This is a genomic window from Streptomyces sp. NPDC087844, from assembly GCF_044742785.1.
Classification (GTDB): Bacteria; Actinomycetota; Actinomycetes; order Streptomycetales; family Streptomycetaceae; genus Streptomyces.
Genome location: NZ_JBIUVD010000003.1, coordinates 636,660 through 660,388, shown reverse-complemented (window position 1 = coordinate 660,388; position 23,729 = coordinate 636,660). Strand labels below are relative to the sequence as shown.

The following is a 23,729-nucleotide window of genomic DNA, read 5'->3' as shown; positions in this document are numbered from 1 at the left end:
TAGTTCGCATCACCAGCAGTACCCAGTAGGGAAGTACCAGTAGGACGCAGTACCGGTTTGGCAAGTGATTGATTCAGAGGGATGAACGGAGGAGCGAGGCGCCATCAGGATCGCCCGGACGGAAGGCTGAGTCCGGGTACCGCAGGACATCGATAGTGAGGTGGTCTCCGGTCAAGCAACCGCGATCCCAGCGTTCCCGACAGCGTTTCGGTCGGGTTCGCGGAAACAGAGGGCCGGCGCAGCACTGAGGCCGGCAGATGGTGTAGCAGTTCCTTCGGGGCCCTGGTGCCATACGGCGCCGGGGCCCCTCAAGCGTGTCCCCCAAACAGCGCAGAGAGGTGCAAGTGACAGCAGAAGACACGTACACCCGTCTCGATGACGACGACTATCCCGCCTACACGATGGGCCGGGCCGCCGAGATGCTCGGCACCACGCAGGGCTTCCTGCGCGCCATCGGCGAAGCCCGCCTGATCACCCCACTGCGCTCCGCCAGCGGCCATCGCCGCTACTCCCGCTACCAGTTGCGCATCGCCGCCCGTGCCCGCGAACTCGTCGACCACGGCACCCCCGTCGAGGCCGCCTGCCGCATCATCATCCTCGAAGACCAGCTCGAAGAAGCCCAGCGCATCAACGCCGCCTACCGCCACGCCGCCGAGTCGGCGAACCCTGCGGCCGCCGCCTGAAACGGTTGTCCAAGGCGTGAGGGCGCAGCGCTTTCGGCCCGCTCGGTGACCGCGCTGCGCAGGCGTTGCGGGAGCGCAGCATCGTCTCCGGCTCGGCGTGTGGGCCGGAGCAGCGGAGTGCGCGCGCTGCCGGGGCAAGCAACACCCGCCCAAAGGCGCTCGGTTCGCGATGTCATCGCTTCCTCGGGCGACGAACGGCATCGTGACGGACTCAGCGCGCACGCCGTCGGCGCTCATATTCGGAGGCTGTAACTGTCCCTACGCAGGCCGGTCGTTGGAGCGCGGAACTGCTGTAGGTTCCTGCCATGAAACAGGGCAAAGACATCGAGAACCCCGAGTCGCGCTTCTCTGCGGTGCTGCTGGCGGCAGCAAAGCTTCCGGGTGTGCGTATCAATAGGGAGGCTTACCTACGAAGTGCGCTGGCTCGGCACTGCTCCGAGGACGACATCCGAAGAGCGGTGGAAGAGACTCCCGCTGCCGCGGGCATCACTGTCGAGATTCTCGACAAACTGGCCAACGACTCCATCCGCTTCGAAACCGGCAAGGTCAGCGCTCTCTCCGCGGCTGCCGGGATACCCGGCATCCTCGCCCTGCCCGTCACTGTGCCCGCCGACGTGGCCCAGTACTTCGGCCACATGGTGCGTATCGCGCAGAAACTCGCGTACCTCTACAGCTGGCCGGACCTGTTCTCCGACGACGGCGACGATGTCGATGACGCGACCATGGGGATGCTCACGTTGTTCTTCGGCGTGATGTTCGGCACCCAGTCGGCGAACGCCGCCGTGGGGAAGGTCGCCGGAATGATGTCGGAGCAGGTCGCCAAGAAGCTGCCCCAGAAGGCACTCACCCAGGGTGTCGTCTACCCGATAGTGAAGAAGGTCGCGGCTTACCTCGGCGTCGAGATGACGAAGCAGTCCTTCGCGAAGACCGTCTCGAAGGCCATCCCTCTCATCGGGGCCGCTGTCTCCGGCGGGCTCACTTTTGCGACCTACCTGCCGATGGCCAAGAGGCTCAAGAGGCACCTCGCCGACTTGCCACTGGCGACACCGTCGCACCGAGTAGTGCAGCCCTGACGCCGCAAGCGCCCTCCTGAACGCCGAAGGGGCGGCCGACGCGGCGGGCGTCTCGACATCGCCGGGGGCGGTGATCCGGCGGCACGAAGGCCCGCCCGACACCTCGCCTTGCTGATCACTGCGAACCGCGGAAACCTGTCGGAGCACTGGACACCCGGGGCGGGTCCAAGGATGCGATCTCCCGGTCGAAGAATTCGTAGAACCCCTCACCCCGCTCGTACAGCGCATCGAATCCGGCGTTCGTTTCCCGGATCAGCGAGTTGTCCGTGTAGCGGTTGGCTCCGGCCGCATTTCCGTCCTCGTCGTAAACGACCTCATACATGACCGCATCGCCGAGAATCACTACTTCCGGAACCGGGCGACTCTGCTCGATGTTCGAAATATTGTGCGCGTCGATAACCTTGATGTCGTCACCCAGCTCCACGCGTACGCGTAGGACGAACAACTCCCATTGCACATACGGCGTGACCGGTAATTCCACGACGCGAAGGCGGCGGTGTGTGATGCCCAGTCGCGACGCCTGATGGAGTTCCTGGGCGTATTCCTCACGCCTCTCCTCGGCCAGGGACAGGGCCCTCTCCCAGTCGCCGCCGGCGAACGCCTCCCAGCTCGGGAAGCCGCGCTCCTTGAACTGCTGGCCGCGCTCAAGCTTGTTGAGGAAACCGATCCCGCTGGAGTACACCTGGCCCAAGTCCGCGTGGTACGTGCGGCGATCCATGCGCTGGGAGACGTCGGCGGGGAAGGAGTCAAACACTGGGGATGTCCGGTTTCGCAGCGATGAGCATGTTCCTGGGGATGACCACGAGGCGTTCGTCCGAACCGATCGAGACCCCATCGGGCAGGTTCTTGGCGAGTGACTGGGTGAGGTCGCGTCCGATGACAGCGATGTCACCATTGGTGAGTTCCCAGATGTCGGGGCAGTCAGGAGTGCCGGTAGTGTTTCCGAGTTCCTGGGGTGTTTTCCCCAGGCGTTGTTTAAAATTTGTATCCGGGTCCGCTTCCCATGGCCTGGCCATTTCTTCTGCCCCCTTGATCGGCTGGTCGGGATGTCTCAATGTAGCGTCCGACTTGCCTGCTTGACCACGTGTGGGAATCACCTTGGGAAGGTAATGGTAAGTATCTTTATTTTCTTGTCCTGCAATGCTCGATTCTGGAACAATATTGATCGGGGAGTTCAGTTTTTTTGATGCCTGACGAAAGGCGTTTTCCATCGGCGCTGTCGAAAAATCGGGTGAACGGGGAGGCGCTTGCAGCAAAAAGCGGCCCCGCTCGCACGGAGCGGCCCCGACTCCGTCCGCCGCCCCGCGGTCGGGCGGCCTCCCGTCGTCCTGCGTGACCGCAGCGAGGTGATGGAACGGCTGCGGGTCAGCGTCGGGGCGGGGCGCGGCGGCGAGGTCTACGTGCTGTACGGGATGGGCGGTTCGGGCAAGACGGCGGTCGCGTGCACCCTCTTCCAGGAGGTCGCCGGCGACCAGGGCCGGGTGGCTCTGTGGGTCAACGCCGCCGACCGGGCGAGCCTGCGCGGCGGCATGCTGGCCGTGGCTGCCGATCGGGGCGCGGCCGACGGCGAACTGCTGGCCGCCCGCAACGGCCTGCGACCCGCCGCCGATCTTGTCTGGACGTACCTCGACCGTTCCGCCGAACCCTGGTTACTGGTCCTCGACAACGCCGACGAGCCGGAGATCCTGGGGGATGGCAGCTGGCTGCGTACCAGCCCGCGTGGCATCGTCGTGGTGACCACACGCCGAGCGGCGGCACGCTGGTGGCCGGGAGCCGAGCTCCAGCACATCGGCGTACTGCCCCGGGAGGACGCCGCGCTCGTGCTGCGCGACCTCGCCCCGCACAGCGGTACGACGGAGCAGGCGGCGCGGGTCGCGGACCGGCTCGGGCGGCTGCCGCTCGCCCTCACCCTGGCCGGAGGCTTCCTCTCCCACCAGGTGCTCGACCCCTGGACGATGGACGCCTACGGGCATCATCTCGACGGAGACGAACGGGTTCAGCTGATCGACCGCGGAGCCGACGCCCTGTCCGAAGCGGACCCGCGGCATCTGGTCGGCCTGACCTGGCAGCTGACCCTCGACGCGTTCGAGGCGCGCGGGCTGCCCGAAGCGGCGGCCCTGCTCAGACTGCTGGCCCGGTTCGCCGCCGAGCCGCTGCCGCTGGCGCTGCTCAATCACGCCGACATCGGCGCCGTACTGCCTCGTGCCCGAACCGAGACAGCCCTCAGAGCCCTTCTCGACCAGTCGCTGTCCGAGCTGGTCGACGCCGCCGGCGCACGCTGCGTACAGAGTCACGGCATCCTGCTCGACAGCGTCTCGGCGGCGACCCCCGTGGACCTGGTGCCCGCCCTCGACACGACAGCCGTCCGGCTGCTCGACGCGGCCGTGCCCGCCGTACCCGACGCCGGACCGCACGATCCGCGCCTGCGCCTGCTGGTGCCTCACGCACTGGCCCTGCTGCGGCGCGTCGGCGAGCCCTCGGCCACCGCCGACGCCCTGGCCGTGGCGACGCGGCTGTCGGTCGCCCTGCACCGGACCGGTGACTACCTGTCCGCCTGGGAGACCTCCCGCACCGCGGCGGACCTCGCGCGGCGACTCCTCGGCGCGGACCACCGTACGGTCCTCGCCGCCCGCTCCAGAGTAGGGCGGGCACTGTTCAGGCTGGGCAGGTACGCCGAGGCCGAAGTGGCGCTCCGCGCGGTCCGGGACGCCCAGGAGCATCTGTTCGGCGCCGACGACCCCGACACCACGGACAGCGGCTACGGCCTCCAGCTCGTACTGGCGAACCTCGGCGGACGCGAGGAATCCGTCGCGCTGCTCCGCGCCACCGTCGCCGGGCGGCGCGCGACGCTGGGACCCGCGCATCCGCTGACCCTGCGCGCCCGAGCCAGCCTGTTGGAGATGCTGCCCGCCACCGAGGTGGTCGCCGAGGAAGGCGGCGCCCTGCTGGACCTGCCGTCGGAATGCGAGCGGCACCTCGGCCCCGACCACACCGTGACCGTGGGCGCCCGGCACAACCACGCGTGGGCGCTGTACCTCCTGGGCCGCTACGACGAGTCCGACCGGGAGATCCGGCGGGTCGCCGAGACGTATGTGCGGCGCTTCGGTCCCGAGCACCCGGTCGTGCTCGCCGCCCGGCAACTGCTCTCGCGGACCCGGACCGCACTCGGACACCTGGAGGAGGGCGTCGCGCTGATGACTGACGTCGTCGAGCGGCGGGAGCGCGGTCTGGGCTCCGAGCATCCCTTCACGGTCGCGGGCCGGCGGTTGCTGGACGAGTACCGGTCGGGCCGATGGCGCCCGCCGCGACCACCTGGCGGATGACAGTGGGATGCGGCGAGCGTGCGTACCCGATCGCAGGGTCTTTCCCGGTGACGCCCGGCGTGCGGGCGTTCGTAGGATGGGCAGGTCACGTGTACCGCCGCCTACCCGTATTTCCGGATTCTCCCCTACGATCTGGATCGGTGGCCGGCCTCGGACCGGGGCGGCGGACCGGCACCGCGTGGGCTGAGCGGTGCGCCACGTCCGGGCGCCAGGGGGAGCGCCGGCACACCGGAGGAAGCGAGCTGCGAAGGGGGACGGGCCGTGTTCGGCTCAGAGCTTCACGACGACCACGCGGTCGGCGCACAGTTTGCGCAGGTCGTCCTCGTCCGAAGTGAACACGGTGACCGGGCCGGGCTGCCGCAGGGCGACGGCGGCGAGGGCCGCGTCGATGGCGTGCTTGTGGCCGTGCAGGCCGGTCTCCCTGAGGAGATCGGTGGCTTCTTTGGCGATCTCCTCAGTCACCGGCTCGACTCGGATCTTGGAGAGCGCCCAGTGCCACTTGGGGAGGTGGCGCGTCGGATCGTAAGCCTCGATGAGTGTCATCGAGGTGGTGACGACCGGGATACCCGCGTCGTCGGCGTGCCGCAGGTAGGCGCCCATGCGGCGCTCCCCGCGCACCCACTGCGACAGCCCTTCGCTGTCGAGTACGTACATCCGGTTTCCGGTCATGCGGCAGCTCGCTTCCGCTCGTACGGCTGCTCACTGCCTTCGCGGGCGCCGGCCCGCTCGGCGTGCTGCCGCTCGAGGTCGCGATGCTCGGCCTCGACCTCGGCCAGTTCCGCCTCGGTGATCTCCCCGTACTCGGACTCCCACCACCGCACGGCCTCGTGCAACCGCTCCCGCTCCCGCTGGCGCTCTATGGCGTGCGTGACATAGCGGCTGAAGCCGCCGGGGCCGACCTCGGTCCGGATGGCCTCGGCCAGCTCCTCGGGGAGCGTCACGGTGTACTTCTTGGTTGCCATACCGTCGACCATACCGAGAGCCCGGCCGGGCGACCAGCTGACAACAGACATCCCACACGATCGAGTACGAGCGGCGGCGGAAGCCACCAGATGGAGAGCGTGACCGGTAATGGCCCAGCAGCCCCTTCTCCGCGATGTCATCGACATCAAGGAGAACATCTCCACCTCGGACTTCGTGCTGTCCCTCGCCGAGGCGACGACAGCCGAGGGCGCCCAGAACGCGCTGAAGGACTACGTCGTCACCGAGCGGCTGCTGGAGAACTTCGACGAGGCGCTGGCGCTCATCAAGTCCTCGCTCGACGGGCACCGCTCCAAGGCGGCCTACCTGCACGGCTCGTTCGGTTCCGGTAAGTCGCACTTCATGGCCGTGCTGTACGCGCTGCTCAGCGGCGACCCGGCCGCCCGTGCCCGTACCGAGTTCGACCCGGTGCTGACCAAGCACGAGTGGCTGACCACGGACGGCAAGCGGTTCCTGCTCGTGCCGTACCACATGCTCGGCGCGAAGGCCCTCGAACAGCGGGTGCTCGGCGGGTACGTCACGCACGTCAAGAAGCTGCACCCGGACGCCCCGACCCCGCAGGTGTACCGGACCGACTCCCTCTTCGCCGACATCCGGGCCAACCGAGCCACCTACGGTGACGAGGCGGTCGTCCGGGGGCTGGCCGGCGGCGACGCGGGTGACGGTGAGACGGACGAGTGGGGCGAGGGCTTCGCCTGGACCCCGCAGCTCTTGGACACCGCCCTCGCCGCCGAGGAGAACCACGAGGGGGGCACCCCGCTCGACCTCCGCAACCCCTCCACCCCGGCCGAGCTGCGCGCCAAACTGGTCAACGACGCCGGCACCAACCTCTTCCCGGGCTTCGCGAGGAACGCCGTCGAGAACGAGCACGGCTTCATCTCCCTGGACGCCGGTCTGTCCGTCATCGCCGAGCACGCCAAGTCGCTCGGCTACGACGGACTGATCCTGTTCCTGGACGAGCTGATCCTCTGGCTCGCGACCCTCATCCACGAGCAGAAGTTCGTGGCCCGGGAAGCCAGCAAGATCACGAACTTCGTGGAGGGCGGCGACGCGCGGCGCGCCATTCCCGTCGTGTCGTTCATCGCCCGCCAGCGCGACCTGCGCGAGCTGGTCGGGGAGGAGGTGTCCGGCGCGGCGGAAGCCTCCATCCAGGACACCCTGAACCTGGCCTCCGGCCGCTTCGACAAGATCACCCTGGAGGACCGCAACCTTCCGCAGATCGCCCACGCGCGCATCCTCAAGCCGAAGGACGCCGAGGCGGAACGGCAGGTCGACGCGGCCTTCGAGCAGACCAAGCGGGTCGGCACCCAGGTCTGGGACACCCTGCTCGGCTCGGAGAAAGGCACCACCGGCGCGGACGCGGAGTCGTTCCGGCTGACGTACCCGTTCTCGCCGGCGTTCATGGACACTCTCGTCCACATCTCGTCCGCCCTGCAGCGCTCCCGCACCGGTCTGAAGCTGATGGGCGAACTCCTCGCCGACCACCGCAACGAGATCCGCCTCGGGCAGCTCATCCCCGTCGGCGACCTCTACCCGGTGATCGCGAAAGGCGGCGACAAGCCGTTCACCGACAGCCTGAAGGTCGTCTTCGAGGCCGCCGACAAGCTGTACAAGACCAAGCTTCGGCCCTACCTCCTCAGCTCGTACGACATCACCGAGGACGACGTCGAGCAGTTCGTCAACCGGCCCGAGGCCATCACCGATCCGCAGCGCGCCAACCGCTGCCGGATGTTCGTCGGGGACAACCGCCTCGTGTGCACCCTGTTGCTGTCGGCGCTCGCGCCCAGCGTGCCCTCGCTGGCGGAGCTGACCATCCGGCGGCTCGGCGCCCTCAACCACGGGTCGGTCCTCGCGCCCATCCCGGGCGCCGAGGTAGGCATCATCAAGAACAAGGTCGCCGAGTGGGCGGCCAGGTTCCCCGAGATCAAGGAGACCGGCACCGACGCCAACCCCGGCGTACGGCTGGAGCTGTCCGGCGTCGACGTGGACTCCGTCATCGCCAACGCCCAGGTCAACGACAACCCCGGCAACCGGGTCGCGTTGGCCAGGCGTCTGTTGTCCGAGAAACTGGGCGTCGAGCACGGGCAGTTGAGCGACCAGCTCGGGTTCGTGTGGCGTGGCACCGCACGCACCGCGGAGATCGTCTTCGGCAATGTCGCCGACACGGACGAACTGCCGGACCACGACCTGATGCCCCAGCAGGACGGCCTCTGGCGGATCGCCATCGACCTTCCCTTCGACGAAGGCGAATGGGGTCCCGTCGACGACGTCAACCGCATCCAACGGCTCCGTGAGCGCCAGCAGGGCGAGCGGTCCCGCGTCGTCGCCTGGCTGCCCGCCCATCTGTCAGCTCAGCGCTTCGCGGACTTCCGGCGTCTCGTCGTCATCGACAAGGCCCTCGCCGACGAGCACCGCTTCGACACCCAGTACGCCGGCCACCTCAACGCCGACAACCGCAGCCGCGCCAAGGGCCTCCTCGAAACCCAGCGCGAGGCTCTGCTCAAGCAGGTCAAGGGCGCCTTCAAGCAGGCGTACGGACTCGCCCAGAAGCAGACCGCCGACGTCGTGCCCGACTTCGACGACCACCTCGTCCCGCTGCCCGACGTGGACGGCCTCACCCTGTCCTTCGGGCAGAGCCTGCACGACGGCATCCGGCACGTCGCGGGCAAGCTGCTCACCCACCAGTACCCGGCCCACCCCGACCTCGACCCCGAGGGCATCGCGGTCAGGCCGGCCGACGCCGTCAAGCCCGCCGACGCCAAGAAGGTGTTCATCCACGTCCGGGCCGCCGCCGAGGCGCGTGACGGGCGGGTGGAAATCCCGGCCGCCGACCGCAGGCTCATGCAGCGGATCGTCGGACCCCTGCGCCTCGGACAGCAGAAGGAGGCGTACTTCGAGCTGTCCCGCTACTGGGCCGACCACTTCCGCCAACTCGCCAGCGCCCAGGGTGTCACCGGGGACCTGTCCCTGATCACCCTGACCGACTGGACGGACAAGCCCGACCCGCGCGGCCTGCCCGACTTCCTCGCGAGGCTCGTCGTCGCGGCCTTCGCCGAGATGGACGACCGGGTGTGGGTACGCGGCGGCACCGTACTCGATCCGGCCCCCGAGCTGTACGCGATCAAGGACCATGACGCGCTGCGCAGCCAGCCGCTGCCCGCCGAGTCCGACTGGGACACGGCACGGCAGCGCTTCGAGACGGTCTTCGGGCAGAAGGCGCCCGCCCTGCGGCGCGGCCGGATGGTCAACCAGTTCGCCCGCCAGATCATCGAGGCCGCCCGTGCCCACCGGGACCACGCGGCGGACCTGGTGCACCAGTTGGAGGCCCACGCCTCCTTCCTGGGCCTCGACCAGACCGCCGACACCGGACGGCTCGCCCTCGCCCGCCGCTGTCTGCAACTCCTCGACGCGCTCACCGCGGAGGCGGGCAAGGGCGCGGCCGGAGCGAAGAAGACCGTGGAGGCCCTTGCCTCCTTCGACCTGGGCGAGACCAGCGCCGACCGGTACGGGACCTCCGTCAAGCAGGCCCGCAGCGTCGCGGAAGCGGTCGCCTCCGCGCCCTGGAGCACCCTCGAACTCGCCGCAGGAATCGGCCCCGAGGGCGCGGCACTGCTCGACTCGCTGCGCAACATCGCCCGCGACGACCAGCGCACCGCCGACCTGCGCGACGCGCTCGCCCGCACCCAGCGCGAGGTCGTGGCCCTGCTGAAGCGCAGCCAGGCCGCCGCCCCCCCGCCCCCCGCGCCCGTCGCGCCGCAGCCCAGGGCCGACGACCTGGACCTGGGCAGGCCGACGAGCGATCCCCGGATCCCCTTCACCCCGCCGGAGCCGCCCACACCGGCCGCTTCCGGCAGTGGCTCCGCGCGAACGGCCGGTGGCCGTCGTACGACCGTGGCCCGCGCCGCCGCCGACCTCCAGACGGAGCTGTCCGAGCTGGCCGCCCGCCACCCCGACGCGACGATCGAGATCACCTGGAAGGTCGTCGAATGACGGAGACCGTCGCCGCCGCCCCCAGTGCCGTCCGGCTGAACACCGCGACCGTCACCCAGTACCTGTCCTCGCAGTCCTCCCTCGCCACCTCCCTGACCGGAGACGGCGGGGGCAGGCGCCGGGTCGTGCTGCTGCGGTCCGCGCCCCAGTGGGACGGGCCCGCCGAACCCGCCTGGGGCGAGGGCCGGACGGCCGCTGTCGCGGTAGCCCCTTCACCGCTCGCCGTCCACGAACTCGTCCTCGACCACCTGACGGGCCGGCGCCCCGGCCCCGCCGTCCTGGTGGTCCTCACCGACCGAGAGCAGAACGAACTCGACCCGGCGATCACCGCCCGCGTCCACAAGCAGCGCATCGACACGGTCGACAGCTGGGACGTCGTGCGGGAGGCGTTCGGCGCCCGGCAGATCGACCCGCGTCTGAGAGACGTCAACTGGGCCGCCGAAGCGCTCCTCGACGCCACCCCGCCCGGCGGCTGGCCCCCGGTCCCCGGCGGCTGGCTGTCCCGGCAGTACGCCCTCACCGCGCTCGCGCAGCGCCGTCTGCGCCTCGGCCGCTACGACACCGACAGCGGCATGCGACGCCCCGGCGAGGACCGGCTCGACGCCCAGACCCTGCTGCACTGGTCGACGCGGCCCGGCGCCCCCGAGCGACTGCCTGCCCTGCGGGGACCCGAGCGCGCCGGGCTGACCGCCTTCCTCGGCGAGGAGGACCAGGCCGGTCTCGCCGGACGCGCCCTGCTCGCTCTCGTCGACGCCGAGCGCGGTACGGACGCCGCCGCCTTCGGCCTCGTGAGCGCGGCTCTGTGGCAGCACGCCGAGCCCGCCCCGGAGACGTATCAGGCCCGAGGCCGCGCCGAACGCTACCTCGGAGAGCAGCCCCCGGCCGTCGGCGAACAACTCGATGCCCTGGTGGGCGCCTTCGGCCGGTCCGCGGAGGAGTACGTGAGCACGCTGCTGGCGGATGGACACCGGGGCGGCGGCGTCGACGCCGACCAGGCCCGCGAGGCGCGGCGCACCAGCGGCATCGTGCTCGACCGGGCCGCCGTACTGGCCCGCCAGTTCGGCGCGGAGGCGGCCGTCGCCGCGAGTCCCGTCCTGCGCGGTGGACTGGAAGCCAGGTTCACCGCCGTCGGCAGGGCACTGGGGACGGGTGACCCCGCCGCCGTGGAGCAGGCCGTCCGGCGGCTCGCGGAGCACGGGCTCGCCGCCGACCCGGATGAGTCCGCCCGCATCGAACGCGCCCGCATGGGGCAGCGCCTCGCGCTCTGGATGGCCGCCGCCCCGCCCGTCGAGGCCCCCACCGTCGCCGACGCCATACAGCGGCACATCGACGAGACGGGATGGGCCGACCTCGCCCTGGAGCACATCGAGTCCGGGGGTGACCCTGATCGCGCCCTCAAAGCCATGTACGACGGCCTGGGCGCGCACGCCAGGAGCCTGCGGCGGCAGATCGACGCGGCCTTCGCGCACTCGCTGGCCGGCTGGACGCGGGACGGTACCCAGCCCGGCAGAATGCTCACCGTCGAAACCTTTCTCGACCGGGTGATCGGGCCGGTCGTCCGGAGCACGGACGAGCGACGGGTGCTGCTGCTTGTGCTCGACGGCATGAGCGTGGCCATAGCCAACGAGCTCGCCGAGGCTCTGCGCCGCTCCTGGGCGGAGTTCGACCCGCTGGCCGAGGGCGCGCCGCGGCGGCGGGCCATGGCCGCCGCCCTGCCCACCGTGACCTCAGTGTCCCGGACCTCGCTCTTCGCGGGCACCCTGATGAAGGGCACCCAGACCGACGAGAAGCGGCTCTTCCCCGCGCTGAAACTGTGGGGCGGGGCACCGGCCGCCGTCTTCCACAAGGACGACCTGCGCACCGCAACCGCGGGCGACACCTTCGGCCCCGCCCTCACCGAAGCGCTCACCGACGGCAGGACCCATGTCGCCGTCGTCCTCAACGCCATCGACGACCGCCTCGCCAAGGAACAGAAACTCGGCGACGGAGCCTGGCGGGTCGACGACGTGCCCGGCCTACGTGATCTGCTCCGGGTGGCGGCGGCCCAGGGCATGGCGGTCGTCATCACCAGCGACCACGGTCATGTCGTCGACCGGCACGGGTCGAAGGCGGACGCACCCACCGAGCCCGCGTCCGCCCGCCACCGCCTGCCCGGCGGCGGACTGCTCGATGGACGGGAGATCGCCCTCACCGGGCCGCGTGTGGTCTGGCCCGAACCCGGCGCGTCCATCGTCGCGCTCTGGGACGCGGACACCCGCTACACCGCCCTCAAGGCCGGCTACCACGGCGGGGCCTCCCTCGCCGAGGTCACCATCCCGGTGCTCGCCTTCCTGCCGTTCGGGGCAGAACCCCCCAAGGAGTGGCGGGAGTTGGGAGACCAACGACCAGCCTGGTGGGCTCCGGAGGAGACAGGGCGACAGGCCCTGGACGAACGTGCGGCTCACACGGCCGGCGTGGCTCCTAAGAAGAGGACCGCGAAACCGAGGAAGAGGCAGCCCGAACCCGGGACACAGCCCGACGCGCTGTTCGACGTGGCGCCGACAACTGGGGGAGACGACGCCCTGCTCACCCCGACCGCAGTCTCCCGGACCGAGGCGCTCGTGACGGCCCTGCTCGACTCGGAGACGTACCAGGCACAGCTCGACGGACTGGCGCGCAAGCCGCAGCAGGAGCAGGTCCACAAGGCCGTCGCCGCCCTCCTCGACGCGGGCGGCACCCTGCCGGTGACCGCGCTCGCCCAGCGCGCGGGCATGCCCACCGCCCGGGGCGACGGCTTCGCCGCGGTCCTGCGGCAACTCCTCAACTACGACGGCGTACAGGCGCTGGAGACCCTGGCCGACGGGCGCACACTACGGCTCCACGAGGCGCTGCTGCGCGAGCAGTTCGCCCTCAGGACAGGCTGACAGCGTCCGGGGTGCCTCCGCGTCCGCGTGGAGGCACCCCGCCGCCTCAGGCCGCGAACGCCCGCAGCAGCTTCGCGAACGTCGTCAGCTCGGCGAGCAGTTCCCGCGGGAGCGGCTTCTCGTCGAAGTGGGCGATCCGGTTGCGGATGTCCTTCACTCGTTTCAGGCGGCCGATGAACTGCTCCCTGGGCATGCTGGGCCACTTCAGGGCCTCCCAGTTGGCGTCGGCGGCCTGGGCCAGCGAGGTCTTCGGCTGTTCGCCGTCGAGGAGCCGCAAATAGTCGCCGAACATGAGGTCGGAGACCTGGCCGGTGCGGTGCTCGGGCTTCTTGTTCGTCTGTACGGCCTTGATCGTCTCCTCGTCCAGCGCCGCGCCCAGGCAGCGCCGCAGCAGGGACTCGATCTCGCCGACGATGAAGAAGGGCCGCGCCGCGCCCTCGAAGCGGTCCGTGACGTCCGCGGCGGTGACCATGCCCGAGAGGCAGCCGTCGTCGCCGCGCACCAGGAGATACCCGTGTTCGCGGATGAGCGGCAGGGCGGAGAAGAACTCCTGGCGGGTGTCGGTAACGGGGAAAGAGTCCTTCTCCATCGCGTTGTCCAGCGTCGGCTGCTTGCCCGCCTCGTACATCTTGGCGACGGACCCCCAGGTGACCACCCCGTGGATCTGCGCCATACCGGTGGTCACCGGAACCTGTGCGACGCCCTTGGTGCGCATCAGGAACGTGGTCTGCGGCAGGGGCGTGCCGGGGCCGACGCAGACCAGGCCACGCCGCGCCGACGGGATGTCCCCGAGCAGCAGACGCTGCGGGAGGGCGGCCGAGGGCAGGGCCTCCTCCGTCTCGTCGTCCTCCGCGTCGGCGGGGGCGGGCTGGGCGGGGATGGACGCGATCGGCACCACGTCGACGCTGCTGCGCTGGCCGCACACGGCGAAGTCCGGCAGCGTCGTCAGTCCGGCGTCCGTAAGTGCTCGCGAGATGCGGTGCACCGTCCGGTGGTCACGGACCCTGACCTGGAACAGGTCGAGGATGTCCTGCACGGGGACGGTCCTGCCCTTGAGCGCGGCGAGGTCCTGCCCGCTCGGTGTGGCCGTCATCGGGCGTCGTCCTCCGCGAGATCACGGAGCATGGTCCTCTTCCCCATGGCGGCGTGCACGAGATCCTGCAACTGCTTGGAACGGTCGCGGTAGAACCGTTCGTAGTCGTTGTCGCGGAGCGCTTCCGGATCGATGAGGTGGGTGGCCAGGACGTCGTCGAACCACTCGGGGCGCATGTCGGAGGCCGCGACCATGGTGGACAGATAGGACGAAGGAGCCCCGGTCATGTCCATCGCCGCGCGGTAGGACAGCGGGGTCTTGTTCACGATGGAGTTCGTGGGCAGGCCCTCACCGTTGCCCCGTCGGAACCAGGTCTTGGGGAAGACCTGCCGGACGTCCACGCTGTACTCGTCCAGTCTGCCGGGGCTGAGCGGGCTGTCCGTGTGGTGCCAGTCCACCGCCCCCTGCTTGATCAGCAGGGCGTAGATGCCCTTGTAGGCGGCGCTGTTGCGGGTGGTGAGGGTGTCGAGGCGGTCGGCGAAGAAGAAGGCGTCCGTGACGGTGTCGGGCGCCCGGTCATCCCGAGAGATCCAGGGGACGAACTGTTCGACGTCACGGGTGAAGCGGGTCTCGGTGGAGCCGCCGTACATCTCACCGAGGACCCCGCACCAGAACCACTGCTCGGTCCTCTCCTCCGCCCCCAGACCGTCCAGCCTCGTGTCGAGGATGGCGCGGACGGCCGCGAGCGGGACGAGCTGAGTCTGGTACGGCAGATCCCTCGGGTGGACGATGCACTGCCGTTCCAGAAAGTCGCCCACCCAGGCGAAGGCCTCGGCGAGTTTCGGCGCCAGCCGGACGAAGTCGGCCAGCGGGAGGTCCAGCAGATCCCGGCGCTTGCACGACACCGTCGCCCCGACACCCGCCTGCTTCCGCTCCCAGGTGCGCACCAGAGCGATGGCCTGCAGGAAGTCGATACTGCTCAGGCCCTTCTCGAGGCTGCCGTCCGGATGGCCGAAGACCGGGTACTTGGCCGCCAGCCCCTGCTTGATCTCCCGCCACGCTCGGGGGAGTTGGTAGTAGTCCCCGTCCCCTGTCGGGCCCACGTACCCGGGGTCCCCGGCATAGGTCGCGGTGAGCAGTTCGAAGACGTTCAGGGGGACACCGCCCGTGTTGACCCGCTCGAACACGGCGCAGACGGCGTCCATGGAGGTGGAGGCACCCAGCCGGATCATCGGAACCTGGAAGGCGCGGACCTGCTGGAGGACCGACTCGTCGAACTGGCCCCACAGATCCCAGTTCCGGTCCTCGTCCGCCTTGATGTACGACATCATCCACTGGTTCACGCGCTGGGCGTCGAAGACGAGGTGCAGAGGGAAGAGACCGGCCGCGCACTCGCCGTCCGTGGTGCTCAGATCCAGCACCACCGTGCGGTTGAAGTCGGTGCGGAGCACCTTGTCCGCCGGGACGGAGAGGATGGCCTCGTCGCGGTCCGCGGAAGGGCCGACGGCCTTCGCGATGTCGACGTAGTACCACCGCTCGATGGGCTTGTTGCGAGCGTCCGCGGTCTTCACCGGGGCGTTCAGCCACAGGGCCTGGAAAAGGGAGGTGAGGCGCTGCTGCCCGTCCAGCAGGAGCAGGTCCGCGGCCGGATCCCCGTCCGGGTGTGCTCCGGTGAGCGTCCGGGAGCGGAAGCGGGTGGCGCCGCCGGTCTGCAGCGTCATCACCACGCCGAGCGGATAGTCCAGCGTCACCGTCGCGATGATGGCGCGGATCCGGTCGTCGTCCCACTTCCAGTTCCGCTGGAAGTCGGGCAACTGTAAGGAACCTGACGCCACATCCGCGAGTACGTCCTTCAACTTCACATTGTCCAGTGCCGCCACGTTCGTCCCACTCTCACCCTCGCCTATGTACGGAGAGTGATTCCAGCAGCGTCTTCGGGTGACCGTCAACCGATTCAACGAACTGGCCGCCTCGCCACCTCGGTCCGGGGAGCGCGGCCTGGCCGTCGCCGTCCCCCATGCCCGTACAGGTGGGTGTGGAAATGGGAGACTGACTCCCGTGAGCACCACCGGATCCCAGCGTCCCGCCCAGGTGAGCGCCGCGCGCCGCCGTACCGTCATCGACGCGCTGCGGCGCGGTGCCGTACCCGACAGCGGACTCGACCTGCTGGCCACCGGACTCGACCGGTTCGAAGCGGCCCTGGACGCGGAACTGGACGCCGTGGCGTCCGGCGGCTCCGTGTTCAAGGCCGTGCGGGGCGAGTACGGGTCCGGCAAGACCTTCTTCACCCGCTGGCTGGGGGAGCGGGCCAAGCGCCGTAACTTTGCCGTCGCCGAGATCCAGGTCTCGGAGAACGAGACGCCGCTGCATCGGCTGGAGACCGTCTACCGGCGGCTCACCGAACGGCTCACCACCTCAAGTTTCCCGCCCAGCGCGTTGCGACCGGTGGTCGACGCCTGGTTCTACGCCCTGGAGGAGGACGCTCTGGCGGCCGGCGCGACCGAGAAGGAGCTTCCGGGCGAGGTGGAGAAACTGCTCGTCGCCCGGCTCGCCGAGGTCTCCCGGCATGCCCCGGCGTTCGCCACCGCTCTGCGGGGTTACCGGGCCGCCCTCGCGGACGGCGACGAGGTGACCGCCGCGGCCGTCCTGGCGTGGCTCGGTGGCCAGCCGCACGTCGCGGCCTCCGCCCGCCGGTCCGCCGGGGTACGCGGCGACCTCGACCACTTCGGTGCGCTCGGATTCCTGCAAGGGCTCCTCACCGTGCTGCGCGACTCCGGGCACACCGGGCTGTTCGTCGTCCTCGACGAGGTGGAGACCTTGCAGCGGGTCCGCTCGGACGCCCGCGACAAGGCACTCAACGCACTGCGGCAGCTCATCGACGAGGTGCACTCGGGCCGCTTCCCCGGTCTCTACCTGGTCATCACGGGCACCCCGGCCTTCTACGAAGGTCAGCAGGGCGTACAGCGTCTGGCCCCGCTCGCCCAGCGGCTGGCCACCGACTTCACCACCGACCCGCGCTTCGACAACCCGCGCGCCGTACAGATCAGGCTTCCCGGCTTCGACCAGGAGTCCCTGGTCGGACTCGGCCGCACCATCCGTGACCTGTACGTCGATGCCGCGCAGGTGCCCGAGCGCGTGCGCAGGGTCGTCGACGACTCGTACGTCGCAGACCTCGCGGTGGCCGTCGGCGGGGCGCTGGGCGGGAAAGTCGGGGTGGCTCCCCGGCTGTTCCTGAAGAAACTCGTCGGGGACGTACTCGACCGCGTGGACCAGTTCGACGACTTCGACCCCCGGCGGCACTACCGGCTCACCGTCTCCGGCAGCGAACTCACCGATGTCGAACGGAACCTGGCCGCCACCGTCCCGGGGGACTCCGCGTCGGCCGATGACATCGACCTGGAGCTGTGATGGCGGACGCGGGACTCCCGGCCGGGAAGGATCCGGGTGACGCGGGTGACGCGGGTGACGCGGGCGTCGACGTCCTGGACCGGCTCGACCCCGTCGTCCTGCACCACATCGTCAACACCCTCGGCTGGCCCGATCTGCGCCCCTTGCAACGGGCTGCCATCACGCCCCTCATGGAGGGGCAGGACGCCGTACTGCTGGCTCCGACCGCGGGGGGCAAGACCGAAGCGGCCTGCTTCCCCCTGCTGTCGGCGATGACCGAGCAGAAATGGACCGGCACCTCCGTGCTGTATCTGTGTCCGCTCAAGGCACTTCTCAATAACCTGGTCGTCCGTGTCGACGCGTACGCTCAGTGGCTGGGGCGACGGGCCGCGCTCTGGCACGGCGACACCAAAGAATCGCAACGGCAGCGCATCCGGGCCGAGGCGCCGGACATCCTGCTGACCACGCCCGAGTCGCTCGAAGCGATGCTGATCGGCGTGAAGACCGACCACGCCCGCCTGTTGGGAAGCGTCCGGGCCGTCGTCATCGACGAAGTGCACGCGTTCGCAGGGGATGACCGGGGGTGGCACCTGCTCGCCGTGCTCGAACGGTTGGAGCGGGTCACCGGACGACCCATCCAGCGGGTCGGACTCTCGGCGACCGTCGGTAACCCGGCCGAGTTGCTGCACTGGCTGCAAGGGGCGGGCGTCGGCAGCCGCACGGGTCAGGTGGTCGCCCCCGGAACTCACCTGTCGGCCACCGACGGCGGTGGAGCCGACGACAGAGCGAGCCCCGAGCCGTCCCGCAGGCCTGCCGGCGAAGTGGAACTCGACTACGTCGGTTCCCTCGACAACGCGGCCAAACTCATCGCGGCGCTGCACAGGGGGGAGAAGCGGCTCGTCTTCTGCGACTCGCGCCGCCAGGTCGAGGAGTTGGGCGCTGCGCTGAGGGCGCGCGAGGTGGCCGTCTTCCTGTCCCACGCCTCGCTCTCGGTCGACGAACGCGCCCGCTCCGAGCAGGCGTTCGCCGAAGCACGCGACTGTGTCATCGTCTCCACGTCGACCCTCGAACTCGGCATCGACGTCGGTGATCTCGACCGCGTCATCCAGGTCGACTCACCGGCCTCCGTCGCCTCGTTCCTGCAACGCATCGGACGCACCGGACGGCGGTCCGACACGGTGCGCAACTGCCTGTTCCTGACCACCCGCAAGGAAACGCTGCTCCAGGCAGCGGGCTTGTTGCTGATGTGGTCGCGAGGCTGGGTGGAACCTGTCGTCCCGCCGCCCGAGCCGCGTCACCTGGTGGCCCAGCAACTGCTCGCCGTCACCCTGCAACAGCACAAGCTCGGCGACCGGTTGTGGGACCGGCAGTGGAACGGCCTCGCCCCCTTCGACAAGTCGGCCGCCCCCATCCTGCGCTTCCTCACCGAGGAGGGCTTCCTCGACAGCGACGGCGGGATGCTGTTCGTCGGCCCCGAGGCGGAACGCCGCTTCGGTAAGCGGCACTTCATCGAACTCACCGCGTCCTTCACCGCACCTCCGCAGTTCACCGTCCTGTCCGGACGCACGGAGATCGGCCGCACCGATCCGAGCGTGCTCACGGAGGAACGCCCCGGCCCCAGGCGGTTGCTGCTCGGTGGACGCAGCTGGCAGGTCACGTACATCGACTGGCTGCGCAAACGCGTCTTCGTCGAGCCGGCCGACGGCGGTGGAATCGCCAAGTGGATGAACGGCGGAGTCACCGGGCTGTCGTACGCCCTGACGCGCGCCATGCGCGAGGTTCTGCTGGGCGCGACCCCGCCGGTCTCCCTCACCCGGCGCGCGGAAGCGTGCCTGACCGAACAGCGCGAGACCGACGCACCTGACACGGTCCACCCGGGCGGCACGTTGATCACGCGCGTCGGCTCCGACGTCCGCTGGTGGACCTGGGCCGGCTACCGCGCCAACGCCACCCTCGCGGCCACCCTCCAGTCGGTCACCGACCCCCTGCAACGGCCCACCGACAGCTGGCTGCGCCTGCGCGAGGACCTTACCCCGGCCGAATGGCGTGCGGCCCGTGAGAACGTCGGCGAGAACCTCGTCCTGCCCGACGTGGACCGCCGGGCCGTACGCGGGCTGAAGTTCTCCGCCGCTCTGCCGGAACGCCTCGCCGTGGCCACGGTGGCGGCCCGCCTGGCCGACTTCGAGAGCGCTCGCCTAATGCTCGGCGAGCCGACGCGCTTTCAGTACGACGGCTGAACCGGGAAAGCAGTAAAGGCCGCTTCAGACGGACACCAGGTGCCGTATCCGCCCACACCGCATCGTCATCTGATGGACCCGGAGCACGAGGGCGTCGTCGCCGGGGCCGGCCTGCAACCTGACGTCGTGAGACAGATGAAGACGCCTGCGAGCGCATAGAGCGGATCGTCTGACACCCAGAATGACGACGCCCCGTCCTGGACCAGACCGCTCCAGGTAGAAGGTGTCTCCGTACGTAACTGTCAGGGTAGCCACACAAGCGCATCCCCACCGCTCCCGCGGTTTGGCCCGTTGCCACGACGGGGCGGAGGTGACGCTCGATGTCGGGCTTGGGCTGGTGCGGGCCGTACGGAGATGTATGTCCAAGGTGCCTGCCGATGGCACCTCCTTACCTGTGACAGCGTCGACATGGTTCGCGCCGGACTGGCTTCCCGGGCCTGTCTGCCGTATGGCCGCCCTTGTCCTCCGGCGTCGACGCTGTCCTGCCAGACGACCTCCCCGCCGAAGGCCTCGTCGAGGGCGTCTGGCAGGACGAGGACGGCGACATCAACAGTGCCGTCGCCGACGAGGACCAGTTCCCGGAGCTGACCGCCCGGATGTCCAGCGCCCGCGCCGCCGCGCTCCTGTCCCTCTATGCGGATGACCGTGCGCCTCTGTTGACCGCCGTCATGCCCGACAACGGCGGTGTTCTGCGGGCCCGTTGGCGCACCGAGCCGACGCCGGACGACCTGGACTGGAGTCGCAGCCGTCGTCCTCGTCTTCGTCCTGGTCCTCGTCCTCGTCATCGGTGACGGGAGTCGGTTGTGGTCGGGGGCCGCCGCCCCAGGACGCATCCGGGGACGGCGGTTTCGCGGAACAGGCGTGTGCGGTCGGCAGGCCTGAGGAGAAGGTCAGTGGGTGGAGGTGACCCGGTTCTCCTTCAGGAGGGCGCAGTTGGAGCCCGTGATCTGTACGTACACGTTGCTGATGCCGCCGCCCCAGTCGATGCAGTGGCCCTTGCCGTACACGTACGCCGGTCCCGCGTACGACGTGTACAGGCCGCCGTCGCCGGCGCCCTCGTCGGTGTCGGGGACGTAGACGTACGCGGACACGTCCACGGCGGCGCCCGGGTTGTTGCGGATGGTCGCCACACAGTTCTGGCCGTTCGAGGCGTTGTACGTCAGGTAGACGGTTCCCAGAGAGCCGACGACCGCCGAGTTCACGGTCTTGTAGGCACTTCCGCAGACCTTCTGCGGCGTGGTGTTGGGCGCGGCCGAGGCGGGCGCCGCCAGCGCGGTCGTAGCTCCCACCGCCAGGGCGGCGAACGCGGCAGCGGTCAGGACGGAACGGTGCAATCTCATGCTTCCCCCTATTGGTCCACATCGGTCCAAGATCTGTGGATCGCGGGTTCAGTGTCTGTGCCTGCAATGACGTGCTGCAAAGCTTTCAATGATGGTCGAATAGTTCGGACGCGGGGAGGACTGCGATGCGCGACCCTCGCCGCCGAGGCGGTCTGTCTGGATCCGATCGACGAGTACCGGGCCGGAGTTGTCCATATTTCCTACCGTCGGTCATGTGTCGTACGCCTGCCTCCAGCGCGCCCGGTGGCGGGAGTCCCCCTGGCCCCGGCCGTTCACGCCCCACAGCGAGGCGAGCGGAACTCCGTTGTTCCAGAGTCCGAGGCGGTCCCGGTGCACGGCGAGGATTCCGTGCTCGACCGCGAATTCCTCGGAAGGGCGGCTGAAGCGGGTGGTCGCCACGAAGACGGCCAGATCTGCCCGGAAGTGCACCTTGGCGCCCAGCAGATCGCGCAGTTCGCGGCTCGCGATCGTGCTGCTCGGCGTGTACCGCTTGCACTGGATCACCATGGTCCGGCCGTCCGGAAGCCGCCCGAGGACGTCGGCGCCGTTGTCGTGCGAACCGCCCACCCGCCGGACCTCCGTACATCCGTCGCGGCGGCACAGACCGGCGACCAGTTCCTCGAACTGGGTACCGGTCATGGCGTCCACCTCCGCGAGGGGCCGGCGCCCGGCCTCCACCTCGTCGTTCCGACGCCAGCGGCGGTCCTGCGCGCGCACGATCCGGTCCGTGCGCCACAGCCACCAGCCCACCGTCCCGATGCCACCGAAGAGCACGGCAGCCATGACGTACGGCCACACGGCCGACCAGGACAACGCGAGGAGGCCCAGCAGCACACTGCCGCTGATCACGGCCGCCTTCACCCGTGCCCGTGCCCGTGCCCGTGTCCGTGCCCGTGCCCGTGCCTGTTCCTGTGCCTTCTGCCGGTTGCGAGCAGCCATCCCCGTCCCCTCCCGCCGTTCCGCCGTTCCGCCGTCCCGCCGTCCCGTTGGGTCCGTTGGGTCCGTTGGGTCCGTTGGGCAGTCTGGGCAGTGCGGCGGCGGGCGGGAAGAGCGCGAGTCGGCCACGGCCTGATCGCCCTCCGGCTCACTTGCTCGTCGGCGACGGCCGACACCAGGCCGACCGTCGCCGTGAGCAGATCCGACAGATGGTGTCCGGCGCCTGGCGGTGTGTCAGGGAGCCACCGCTTGGCCGGTCTGCGGGGAGATCCTTCCCGCGCACAGGCCCCTGGCGGTCAGGCCCTGCGCGATGCGTGGGATCGCGGCGAGCGTGTTGGCGGACCAGTCGTGCATGAGGATGACCTGGCCGTTGCCGAGCCGCCCGGCGGCCTGCACGATGGCGTCCGTGCTCGCGCCGTTCCAGTCCTGCGAGTCCACGTTCCAGATGATCTCGGTCAGACCGTACTTGGCCTCGACCGCCCTCACCGTCGAGTTGGTCTCGCCGTACGGCGGCCGGAACAGTTTCGGCGTACCGCCGCCCGCGGCCGCGATCGCCTGTTGGGTCCGCGAGATCTCCGAGTCGATCTGCGACTGGCCGAGCTGGGTCAGATGCGGGTGGGTGTAGCTGTGGTTGCCGACCCACATACCCGCGTTGACCTGGGCCTGTACCCGGGACGGGTTGGCGGCGGCGTACTGGCCCTGGTTGAACATCGTGGCCCGCAGTCCGTTCTGGGTGAGCGCGTTGAGCAGGGCCGGTGTGCTGTTGGACGGGCCGTCGTCGAAGGTCAGCCCGACGTATCCGTTGCAGGCGGCGGCGGCGTCGTCAGCAGCGGCAGCTTGTGCCGGGGCGGCGTCGGTGGCGCCGACGGTGAGCGTGCCCGCGGCGGTCAGCGCGACGGCTGCCAGTGCGGTCGTCCAGGGACGCGTCCGGGTGCCGGTGCTCATGCCGCCACCGTGATGCTTGAGCTGCCGCTGCTCTGGTAACCCTCGGTCGCGAGGATCATGTAGTAGTTGAAGCTGCCGAGAGGCATGCCGGCTCGCGCCCAGGCGTCGAAGTGGTTGCCGGTGGTGATGCTGCCGCCGGTCCTCTTCGACTGCCGGACGCTCCAGTACTGGTTGAAGGTCTTCGTGCCTTCGACGGACGGGGCGTTGTACCGCGTCGTCTGGTAGATGTCGTACGTGCCGCCGTCGCTGGTGACCGTGCCCTTGTACGTGCCCGTGGGCCGGTAGGTGCCCCAGTTGTCGACGATGTAGTACTCCACGAGCGGGTTGGCCGTCCACCCGTAGAGGCACAGGTAGGCGTTGCCGGACGGGTTGAAGGCGCCGGAGTACGTCACGGTCCTGCGGCTGCCGTTGCTCCAGCCCTTGCCTGCGACGAAGTTGCCGGTGTTCCTCCAGGTGGTGCCGTAGCTGCCGCCGGAGCCCAGGTTCATGGAGACCGTGCCCTGCGCGTCGGTCCAGAACGAGTAGTAGTAGCCGTTGTTCGTGCCGGTCTGGTTCGTGGTGACGACCGTGTCGGCGTGGGCCGTGCCGGGCAGCGTGAGCGCGGTCGCGGCGCCCAGCAGCATGGCGCAGGCCTGCCTGCGGCTCGGCTGTGCGGGTGTGAGGTTCATGTGCGGGTTCCCTCCGTCTTCCACGGGGCGGGTTTGGTCGAACAGTGTTGACCCGGCCCCGTCAAGCGTCAACAGTTTCGCCCATGATTGCGAAACATTCGTGTTGAGTGGGGTGCCGCGCGAGGGTTACTTGCCTGGTGAGAGGCTTTGTCGGGCGTCCCTGGCTCGCCGAGCGCCTGATGTAGGCCCGATGTAGATCAAATTCAGGAGGTCGAGGCTTCGAATGTTTC

At 69.6% G+C, this 23,729-nt stretch carries 17 protein-coding genes and 1 pseudogene; 8 read left to right on the top strand and 10 right to left on the bottom strand.

Annotation, left to right across the window (positions count from 1 at the left end):
• Positions 1-344: 344 nt before the first annotated feature.
• Entirely contained in the window at positions 345-683 is a 339-nt protein-coding gene (locus ACIOKD_RS09815; protein WP_402080616.1) for a MerR family transcriptional regulator, read from the top strand.
• A 305-nt stretch (positions 684-988) separates the two neighbouring features.
• On the top strand, positions 989-1,756 hold the full coding sequence (locus ACIOKD_RS09810) for a hypothetical protein (RefSeq protein WP_402080613.1): 768 nt from the start codon (positions 989-991) through the stop codon (positions 1,754-1,756).
• Positions 1,757-1,871: 115 nt separating this feature from the next.
• Here ACIOKD_RS09810 and ACIOKD_RS09805 read toward each other — a convergent pair whose 3' ends face one another.
• Together ACIOKD_RS09805 and ACIOKD_RS09800 are read right to left on the bottom strand one after the other, a co-directional pair.
• On the bottom strand, positions 1,872-2,510 hold the full coding sequence (locus tag ACIOKD_RS09805) for a DUF6879 family protein (RefSeq protein ID WP_402080611.1): 639 nt from the start codon (positions 2,508-2,510) through the stop codon (positions 1,872-1,874).
• The gene (locus tag ACIOKD_RS09800) at positions 2,503-2,772 is read right to left on the bottom strand and encodes a hypothetical protein (protein ID WP_402080727.1); all 270 of its coding nucleotides are present in this window, start codon (positions 2,770-2,772) and stop codon (positions 2,503-2,505) included. Before ACIOKD_RS09800 ends, ACIOKD_RS09805 begins: the two co-directional genes overlap by 8 nt.
• 231 nt (positions 2,773-3,003) lie before the next feature.
• Here ACIOKD_RS09800 and ACIOKD_RS09795 point away from each other — a divergent pair, with 231 nt between their 5' ends.
• A complete protein-coding gene (locus ACIOKD_RS09795; protein WP_402080608.1) occupies positions 3,004-5,079 on the top strand; it encodes a tetratricopeptide repeat protein in 2,076 nt (691 codons plus the stop codon).
• 270 nt (positions 5,080-5,349) lie between these two features.
• Here ACIOKD_RS09795 and ACIOKD_RS09790 read toward each other — a convergent pair whose 3' ends face one another.
• Positions 5,350-5,748: a PIN domain-containing protein gene (locus ACIOKD_RS09790; RefSeq protein ID WP_402080606.1), complete on the bottom strand. Its 399-nt coding sequence runs from the start codon at positions 5,746-5,748 to the stop codon at positions 5,350-5,352.
• A complete protein-coding gene (locus ACIOKD_RS09785; RefSeq protein WP_402080603.1) occupies positions 5,745-6,041 on the bottom strand; it encodes a hypothetical protein in 297 nt (98 codons plus the stop codon). Before ACIOKD_RS09785 ends, ACIOKD_RS09790 begins: the two co-directional genes overlap by 4 nt.
• Before the next feature lie 109 nt (positions 6,042-6,150).
• Between ACIOKD_RS09785 and ACIOKD_RS09780 the strand changes: the two genes are divergently transcribed.
• The gene (locus ACIOKD_RS09780; RefSeq protein ID WP_402080601.1) at positions 6,151-10,050 is read left to right on the top strand and encodes a phage resistance protein; all 3,900 of its coding nucleotides are present in this window, start codon (positions 6,151-6,153) and stop codon (positions 10,048-10,050) included.
• Positions 10,047-12,953 carry a BREX-2 system phosphatase PglZ gene (pglZ, locus tag ACIOKD_RS09775; RefSeq protein WP_402080598.1) on the top strand — a complete coding sequence of 969 codons (2,907 nt, stop codon included), beginning with the start codon at positions 10,047-10,049 and terminating at the stop codon, positions 12,951-12,953. The genes ACIOKD_RS09780 and pglZ overlap by 4 nt, the downstream gene beginning before the upstream one ends.
• Before the next feature lie 46 nt (positions 12,954-12,999).
• Here the strand turns inward: pglZ and ACIOKD_RS09770 are convergent, their stop codons facing one another.
• Positions 13,000-14,046, bottom strand: a complete 1,047-nt coding sequence (locus tag ACIOKD_RS09770) for a CBS domain-containing protein (protein ID WP_402080595.1) — start codon at positions 14,044-14,046, stop codon at positions 13,000-13,002.
• Positions 14,043-15,866: a DUF262 domain-containing protein gene (locus ACIOKD_RS09765; protein ID WP_402080592.1), complete on the bottom strand. Its 1,824-nt coding sequence runs from the start codon at positions 15,864-15,866 to the stop codon at positions 14,043-14,045. Before ACIOKD_RS09765 ends, ACIOKD_RS09770 begins: the two co-directional genes overlap by 4 nt.
• A gap of 178 nt (positions 15,867-16,044) precedes the next feature.
• On the opposite strand from ACIOKD_RS09765, the gene brxD reads away from it, so the two are divergent.
• From brxD to ACIOKD_RS09750, 3 genes are all read left to right on the top strand, one after another.
• Positions 16,045-17,394, top strand: coding sequence for a BREX system ATP-binding protein BrxD (gene brxD / locus ACIOKD_RS09760; RefSeq protein WP_402080590.1), 1,350 nt, complete (start codon positions 16,045-16,047; stop codon positions 17,392-17,394).
• Positions 17,394-19,610 (top strand): DEAD/DEAH box helicase, encoded by a 2,217-nt coding sequence (locus tag ACIOKD_RS09755; RefSeq protein WP_402080588.1) that lies wholly within the window; start codon positions 17,394-17,396, stop codon positions 19,608-19,610. The genes brxD and ACIOKD_RS09755 overlap by 1 nt, the downstream gene beginning before the upstream one ends.
• Positions 19,611-20,068: 458 nt before the next feature.
• Entirely contained in the window at positions 20,069-20,401 is a 333-nt protein-coding gene (locus tag ACIOKD_RS09750) for a hypothetical protein (RefSeq protein WP_402080586.1), read from the top strand.
• A gap of 99 nt (positions 20,402-20,500) precedes the next feature.
• Here ACIOKD_RS09750 and ACIOKD_RS09745 read toward each other — a convergent pair whose 3' ends face one another.
• From ACIOKD_RS09745 to ACIOKD_RS09730, 4 genes and pseudogenes are all read right to left on the bottom strand, one after another.
• Positions 20,501-20,950, bottom strand: a complete 450-nt coding sequence (locus tag ACIOKD_RS09745) for a spore-associated protein (protein WP_402080584.1) — start codon at positions 20,948-20,950, stop codon at positions 20,501-20,503.
• Between the two features lie 210 nt (positions 20,951-21,160).
• Positions 21,161-21,889 (bottom strand): restriction endonuclease, encoded by a 729-nt coding sequence (locus tag ACIOKD_RS09740; RefSeq protein ID WP_402080581.1) that lies wholly within the window; start codon positions 21,887-21,889, stop codon positions 21,161-21,163.
• A 234-nt stretch (positions 21,890-22,123) separates the two neighbouring features.
• A pseudogene (locus tag ACIOKD_RS09735) lies at positions 22,124-22,831 on the bottom strand (polysaccharide deacetylase family protein); the annotation flags it as partial.
• Positions 22,828-23,499 (bottom strand): glycoside hydrolase family 11 protein, encoded by a 672-nt coding sequence (locus ACIOKD_RS09730; RefSeq protein ID WP_402080578.1) that lies wholly within the window; start codon positions 23,497-23,499, stop codon positions 22,828-22,830. The pseudogene ACIOKD_RS09735 and the gene ACIOKD_RS09730, both read right to left, overlap by 4 nt.
• Between the last annotated feature and the right edge of the window lie 230 nt (positions 23,500-23,729).

Bases quoted from the DNA above. Each gene is read 5' to 3' on its own strand.
- ACIOKD_RS09810 (WP_402080613.1), top strand. From the start codon at position 989: ATGAAACAGGGCAAAGACATCGAGAACCCCGAGTCGCGCTTCTCTGCG.
- ACIOKD_RS09800 (WP_402080727.1), bottom strand. From the start codon at position 2,772: ATGGCCAGGCCATGGGAAGCGGACCCGGATACAAATTTTAAACAACGC.
- ACIOKD_RS09790 (WP_402080606.1), bottom strand. From the start codon at position 5,748: ATGACCGGAAACCGGATGTACGTACTCGACAGCGAAGGGCTGTCGCAG.
- ACIOKD_RS09785 (WP_402080603.1), bottom strand. From the start codon at position 6,041: ATGGCAACCAAGAAGTACACCGTGACGCTCCCCGAGGAGCTGGCCGAG.
- ACIOKD_RS09780 (WP_402080601.1), top strand. From the start codon at position 6,151: ATGGCCCAGCAGCCCCTTCTCCGCGATGTCATCGACATCAAGGAGAAC.
- pglZ (WP_402080598.1), top strand. From the start codon at position 10,047: ATGACGGAGACCGTCGCCGCCGCCCCCAGTGCCGTCCGGCTGAACACC.
- ACIOKD_RS09770 (WP_402080595.1), bottom strand. From the start codon at position 14,046: ATGACGGCCACACCGAGCGGGCAGGACCTCGCCGCGCTCAAGGGCAGG.
- ACIOKD_RS09755 (WP_402080588.1), top strand. From the start codon at position 17,394: ATGGCGGACGCGGGACTCCCGGCCGGGAAGGATCCGGGTGACGCGGGT.
- ACIOKD_RS09745 (WP_402080584.1), bottom strand. From the start codon at position 20,950: ATGAGATTGCACCGTTCCGTCCTGACCGCTGCCGCGTTCGCCGCCCTG.
- ACIOKD_RS09740 (WP_402080581.1), bottom strand. From the start codon at position 21,889: ATGGCTGCTCGCAACCGGCAGAAGGCACAGGAACAGGCACGGGCACGG.
- ACIOKD_RS09730 (WP_402080578.1), bottom strand. From the start codon at position 23,499: ATGAACCTCACACCCGCACAGCCGAGCCGCAGGCAGGCCTGCGCCATG.